Origin of the sequence: Floridaenema aerugineum BLCC-F46, from assembly GCF_041929345.1 — a bacterium.
GTDB lineage: Bacteria > Cyanobacteriota > Cyanobacteriia > Cyanobacteriales > Aerosakkonemataceae > Floridanema > Floridanema aerugineum.
Genome location: NZ_JBHFNQ010000124.1, coordinates 1 through 5,632 on the forward strand (window position 1 = coordinate 1; position 5,632 = coordinate 5,632).

The 5,632-nt window shown below is 37.9% G+C and carries 4 protein-coding genes; 2 read left to right on the forward strand and 2 right to left on the reverse strand.

What is annotated here, in order from left to right; genetic code table 11:
* Nucleotides 1–269 precede the first annotated feature (269 nt).
* Nucleotides 270–1,682, forward strand: a complete 1,413-nt coding sequence (locus ACE1CC_RS16500) for an LCP family protein (protein WP_413271526.1) — start codon at nucleotides 270–272, stop codon at nucleotides 1,680–1,682.
* Nucleotides 1,683–1,764: 82 nt separating this feature from the next.
* Here the strand turns inward: ACE1CC_RS16500 and ACE1CC_RS16505 are convergent, their stop codons facing one another.
* Entirely contained in the window at nucleotides 1,765–2,844 is a 1,080-nt protein-coding gene (locus ACE1CC_RS16505) for a peptidoglycan-binding protein (RefSeq protein WP_413271527.1), read from the reverse strand.
* Between the two features lie 101 nt (nucleotides 2,845–2,945).
* Entirely contained in the window at nucleotides 2,946–3,932 is a 987-nt protein-coding gene (locus ACE1CC_RS16510; protein ID WP_413271528.1) for a peptidoglycan-binding domain-containing protein, read from the reverse strand.
* A 487-nt stretch (nucleotides 3,933–4,419) separates the two neighbouring features.
* Between ACE1CC_RS16510 and ACE1CC_RS16515 the strand changes: the two genes are divergently transcribed.
* Nucleotides 4,420–5,304, forward strand: coding sequence for a YihY/virulence factor BrkB family protein (locus ACE1CC_RS16515; protein WP_413271529.1), 885 nt, complete (start codon nucleotides 4,420–4,422; stop codon nucleotides 5,302–5,304).
* Nucleotides 5,305–5,632 lie beyond the last annotated feature (328 nt).

Below are 5,632 nucleotides of genomic sequence, written 5' to 3' on the forward strand. Positions count from 1 at the left end.
CCCCTCTTTTTATTTTTTTTTTAAATTTTTTTTTTGCTTAATATATTCTATTTTGTTTTGTTGTTGTTAAATGGCGTTTTTTTTGTGTTTTTCCCCAACAACGTACCTTTGGTTTCAGTTTATACTCTTCTGCAATAGTGCATAATCCTTGTATAATGCTGTGACTTGACAAAAAAGGCGATTAGCAGTTTTCTATTTCCAGTTAGTCAATTAAACTAACTGGATACAAGCAAGTCAAAATTGCTTTTGGTGTGGTAGGAGTGTGACAAATGTTCGATACAGCAGAACCGATCAACAATGGTTCCGAGTCTCAGTCGGGTAATTTTCCAGCAGAAACGGAGAAAACTTCTCCGGTTCAGCGATGGCAAACTTTAAAAACTGGCGCAGTAAAGCTAATTCAGTCAGCCGCAAAAAATCAAAGTCTTTTGTGGGGTTTAGCATTTGGTGTAACAACCGTTGTTGCTAGTAGTTTAGGAATTACTTTAGGGATTTTTACACCTTTACCTTTGGTCGCACCAGAACATCAAACGCGATCGCTAACTGATATTATCCAAAAATTTGCTGTTCATAAAATGACGCGACCTGTTAACATTTTAGTCATGGGAGTCGATCGAGTTCCTGATGCACCGACAGACTCACCCGCTGGTTTAAATGGTCGCAGCGATACATTATTATTATTGCGTTTAGATCCCAGTGATAACTCAGTGAAAATGCTTTCAATTCCCCGAGATACTCATGTAGATAATCCCTTTTTAAGCATTGATAAAATTAACCAAGCAAATGCTGATGGTGGTGCAGCTTTAGCCGCTGAAGTTGTTAGCGATACTTTGGATGGAGTCCTGATCGATCGCTATGTCAGAGTCACAACAGAAGCATTCCGTCAATTAGTAGATTTAGTCGGTGGTGTAGAAGTTTTTGTGCCGAAAAAAATGCACTACAAAGATGTAACTCAACGTTTAGAAATTAATTTAGAACCAGGTTGGCAAACTCTCAATGGAGAACAAGCAGAACAATTTGCCAGATTCCGTCAAGATGAAAATGGCGATATTGGCAGAGTACAAAGACAACAGTTATTACTAAAAGCTGTCAGACAACGTTTAACAAATCCCAGTATTTTACCTCGCTTACCCCAAATTATGTCAGTGATGAGAAACTATGTGGATACTAATATTAATTGGGAAGAAATGTTAGCCTTGGCAAAGTTTGGGCTAAACTTGCAACAAACTGATATAAAAATGGTAATGTTACCAGGTCGATTTAGTGAAATAGGAGAGTTTGGTGGCCGGAGTTATTGGGTAGTTGATGAGGAAAAGCGCGATCGCATCATGGAAGACTTTTTCGGTGTAGAAGTTAAGGAAATTGCCACAGAGAATGATAATAATCCCGAAACTTCAGTTCGCATTGCCATTCAAAATGCCTCTGGTCAACCAAACATAAGTAATAGCGCCGCTCAATATTTAAGAAAATTAGGTTTCCGCAATATTTATTTAGTTCGGGATTGGCCGGAAACCCAAACAAAAACCCAAATTATCGTCCAAAAAGGTGATATTAAAGCAGCAGAAAAATTACAATCAGCTTTAGGAATGGGTAATATTGAACCTGCATCTATTGGAGATATTAAATCCGATTTAACCCTGCGTATTGGTGAAGATTGGACAGCATCAACAGCAGCTAATTTTTAAGTGAGTCAAGTTTGTTGTGACGACTTCAGTCGTTGCCTTGTCAAATAATAGGACTAAAGTCCTCACAACGAACCAGATTTAATCAACCACCATCGATCGACCAATGAGGCGGATCGTATCGCAAGTGAATTACACCATAAGTAGCACCTACTTGCCAAAGAACAGTATTTTGATAACTAGTCCGAGGTGTGCCAATACTAACAATAGTTCCCTGAGCATTTTTCACATTTAATGTTCCTTCCCAAGTAATTTCCCAGTCAATTGCATAACCTTGAGTATGGCGAGAAGTTAATGCCACAGGATTACTACCAATACCATAAGCATTCACCATATCTCGCGCCGCTTGCACAGAAGCAGCATTTGTATAATGCACCCAATCAATAGCTACGCCGGGATAAGAAGGCACATTTTGTGGTGCAATTTCTCCACGAGAAATACGTGCAGAATAGTGCATTAAATAAGCTCTTTGTGGAGGACGATAAACAGCAGCAATTACTATTTTGGCACCAGCTGCCCGTAATGCTTGCTCAAATGCTTCGACTCTTTGGCGAAATGGTGAAACTAAATCAGCAATTGTATTTCTACCGGGAAAAAAGTTTACCCAATTAGCACCACTTAATTGTTGTCTTAATCTTCTTGCATATTCGGTAATATTATCTAAAGCTGCTGGCAAATCTGCGCCTAATTTCTGTTTAGTTGCTGCCGAAAGAGTTTGTTCTAATCTAGGACGAAAGTTAATATCTATCTTTTTGTAAGTTTCGCCTAATCCTTCTACACTCGTCGCCCCAAAATCACCATCAATTGCTAATGGCGGAACCAAAGATCCTATCACATTTAAACTTCGCTGCAAATCTCTAATTTCTGTTATCCCAAAATTGAGATAACTTAAAATCATATTAGCAGTACGATTAGGGACAAAAAATAGATATCCCTGTTCTAAAGCTTTGCGATAGGTTGTAGTATCTACCACTCCATTTACAGGTAAATTATTTCTTTGCTGATAGTTGCGAGTGGCTGTATCTGTTACAGTACCAAAAGATCCATCAGCTGCCCCAACTGAAAAATTTTTGGACTGCAAAAATTGCTGCCAAGCGCTGACATAAAGCCCTGTCGATCCTTTTCTAATTGTTTCTAATTTTAGGACATTAATATTAAAAGCCATAAATCAACCTTACTAGATCTTGGATTTCCTCCCAAATTACCATAAAGAGAGGATTTATCGGCCACTTCCTAACGATAAGACTTGGGAGGATAGCTTAATAGTTATGCAGGAGGCAAAATCAATCTCTTGAGGACTAATTCTTGATTATCTAAAAATGGATTCATTTGGTTAAAATCGTATAATCCATTTTTAATATCTCCCGCATATTGACGCATGAGAACTTTACAGGGTACTGGGGTAGCTACCCTAGCTTTGTCTTTATTCCAAGGAGAAATTAGAGCCTGATTATTTCCATAATTAGCCACCCATAAACCATGACATTGTGCGCCAGCTTTCATAGCTGCACTTAGGTTTCTAGTAGTAATACTATCGGCTGCATTCAGGTAAACAGCAGGCAAAAATCTCACCCTAGTACTACTTTTAATTACCGCAGTTGACCATCCTATATAAAAACCAGTTGATAAAGGATCTATTGGTTCTACATCTAGGAAAAAATACAAGCCGTCTACTTGTATGGAAGCTAAATAACTTTCTCCAAAAGTGTTTAAAACATCTCTCGCATGAAGACTACCTAATTGTTCTCCTACTTGTTGAGTTTCATCTACTCTATTAGTTTGGCGAGAGATAGGTAAAACTCTAATTCCTGCATTTCGGAGAGGTTGATTTTCCGTAGCCCGGAAGTATTCTCCAGGATTGAGATTACCTTGGAAATATCTGCCCCAAAAACGTGGAAGAGCGCCCATCAGTTTTTGAGCTTCTGGAATCATAAAAGCTTGCACTCTTTGCAAACTATCAGCACCAGCAATTCCTTTTAGAGTTAAGGAACTAGGCCACTCTGGTATCCAGCCAATTATTTTTTTTTGTTTATCAAGATTAGTCCAAGTAATTCTACCAACAATGCCATCTACCTTAAGACCGATATTTTTTTGAAATCTGTTAACTTCTGCTAATGTTTGGGAGCCAAAATCTCCATCTAAATTTATTGGCCCATAGCCACATCCATTTAACTGATCTTGCAGAAATACCACCCAATCTCCTTTCATTCCTTGTTTAAGTAGGGGGCGGTTTTGGGGTTCAACTCTCAGCATAAATTTTGTCCCACTAGAACTATAAACGACGTTTTCACGCTAAGTCCATATATCTCGTTTCTGCACTCATTTGAGTATACAGAATAATTGCTCGCTCTTGTTACAAAAATTCACTAAATCATACAGCCAAACTCTAGTTTTGTAAATAATCTAGCTAGGAAGAATTTACAGTTTCTCAGAGTATTAGGGGTGTGGTATGACACCCTACAGTCTCTAGTTTTCTGGAGCATAGTTGATTAGTTAGTAAAATTTTTAGCATTAAGATGCTGATCAAAGGCAATACAAACAGGATTTAATGGAGATAAAGTCTATTATACAAGTGTTTTCATGGAACAGTTTCCTTAAAGGATTTAATGTATTTTTAGATACGATAGTTTACTTAACTTCGCGAACTGAGGAACTGAGCCAATGCGGTCAGTACACTAAATAAAGCTTTAATTGTGCCTCAAGTTCAGTCTAAACTAAGGTGGAAATCTTTGATAAAACAATGCTGTTAACTCGATTTTTCCGGTTTTTTAAGTACCTTAACTTTGCTGTTGTGCAGGAAGTCCTAAAGCGCACTTTCAGCCAGAGATTACCAGGTTTAGCTGCTGAAATGACTTATCACCTGATGCTGTCTTTGTTTCCAGCGATTATGGCATTTCTAGCGGCAATTGGTTTATTTAATCCCTTAAAAATTACTTTTGAAACTCTGTTAATTAGAATGACGAAAGTCGTACCAGATGAAGTAGCATTTCTCATTGGTGGTTTTATTCAAGAATTGCTGAAAACTGAAAGTCAATCACTGTTTTCTCTCAGTTTTTTCTTTTGGATTTGGTCGGCTTCTGCGGGAATGAGTGCGGGAATGTATGCGCTGGATAAAATACAGCGAATTCCTCAAGAAGAGATGCGACCTTTCTGGAAAGCTAGATTAGTTTCTATAATACTAACAATAGCAACTATGTTCTTACTAATTAGTGCTTTAGCGTTAGTATTTATTACTGATTTTTTCGTAAATTTTGCTGCTAGTCAAAATACCTTGATGCGATTTGATATTTTAAGATTTTGGCAACGCTTAAGTTTACCTCTGGCTTTGGGAATTGCGGCGTTAACGATCGCTTTTATTTACCGTTTTGGCTCTAGTCGTTGGATTGCGGGAACTCCCATTTTACCAGGGGCAATTCTCGCTACATTAGCATGGGCAATTCTGTCTCAAGGGTTTAAAATTTATGTCTCTAGTTATGGAAATTTTAATCGAGTTTATGGTGCTGTGGGCGGTTTTATAGTGCTACAGTTGTGGATTTATCTCAGTTGTTTGGTGTTGTTAATTGGGAACGAGTTAAATATTATTGTTGGCGAAGCAATGCAGCGACGAAAAGTGTTAAAAATGTAGATTAGCTTGGTTTGTGGTAAGTAGTAATTTGTCGAAAATCTCAACCTACGAATTACCCAAATTCGGAATGCTATCGGTAAATCTCAACAAGAAATCTCGATGAAACTGAGATAAGAACACCTTGAGGCGGAGCCTCTGTTTCTCGTTCCCAGGTTGAACCTGGGAACGAGGTGAAAGGTTAAATCCTAAAATAAGGTACGTTGTTGGGCGGGAAAGCCAAAAAAAAACCGGAAAGGGAACAAACAAAAAGAATACAAAAGACGGGGTTTTGGTTTTATAAAAAAAGAGCGAGAGAGTAAATGGGCAAAAAAAAAAAAAAAAAAATTAT

What these genes read in the sequence shown, in the direction of transcription:
- ACE1CC_RS16500 (WP_413271526.1), top strand. Translation starts at nt 270, where the DNA reads ATGTTCGATACAGCAGAACCGATCAACAATGGTTCCGAGTCTCAGTCG.
- ACE1CC_RS16505 (WP_413271527.1), bottom strand. Translation starts at nt 2,844, where the DNA reads ATGGCTTTTAATATTAATGTCCTAAAATTAGAAACAATTAGAAAAGGA.
- ACE1CC_RS16510 (WP_413271528.1), bottom strand. Translation starts at nt 3,932, where the DNA reads ATGCTGAGAGTTGAACCCCAAAACCGCCCCCTACTTAAACAAGGAATG.
- ACE1CC_RS16515 (WP_413271529.1), top strand. Translation starts at nt 4,420, where the DNA reads ATGCTGTTAACTCGATTTTTCCGGTTTTTTAAGTACCTTAACTTTGCT.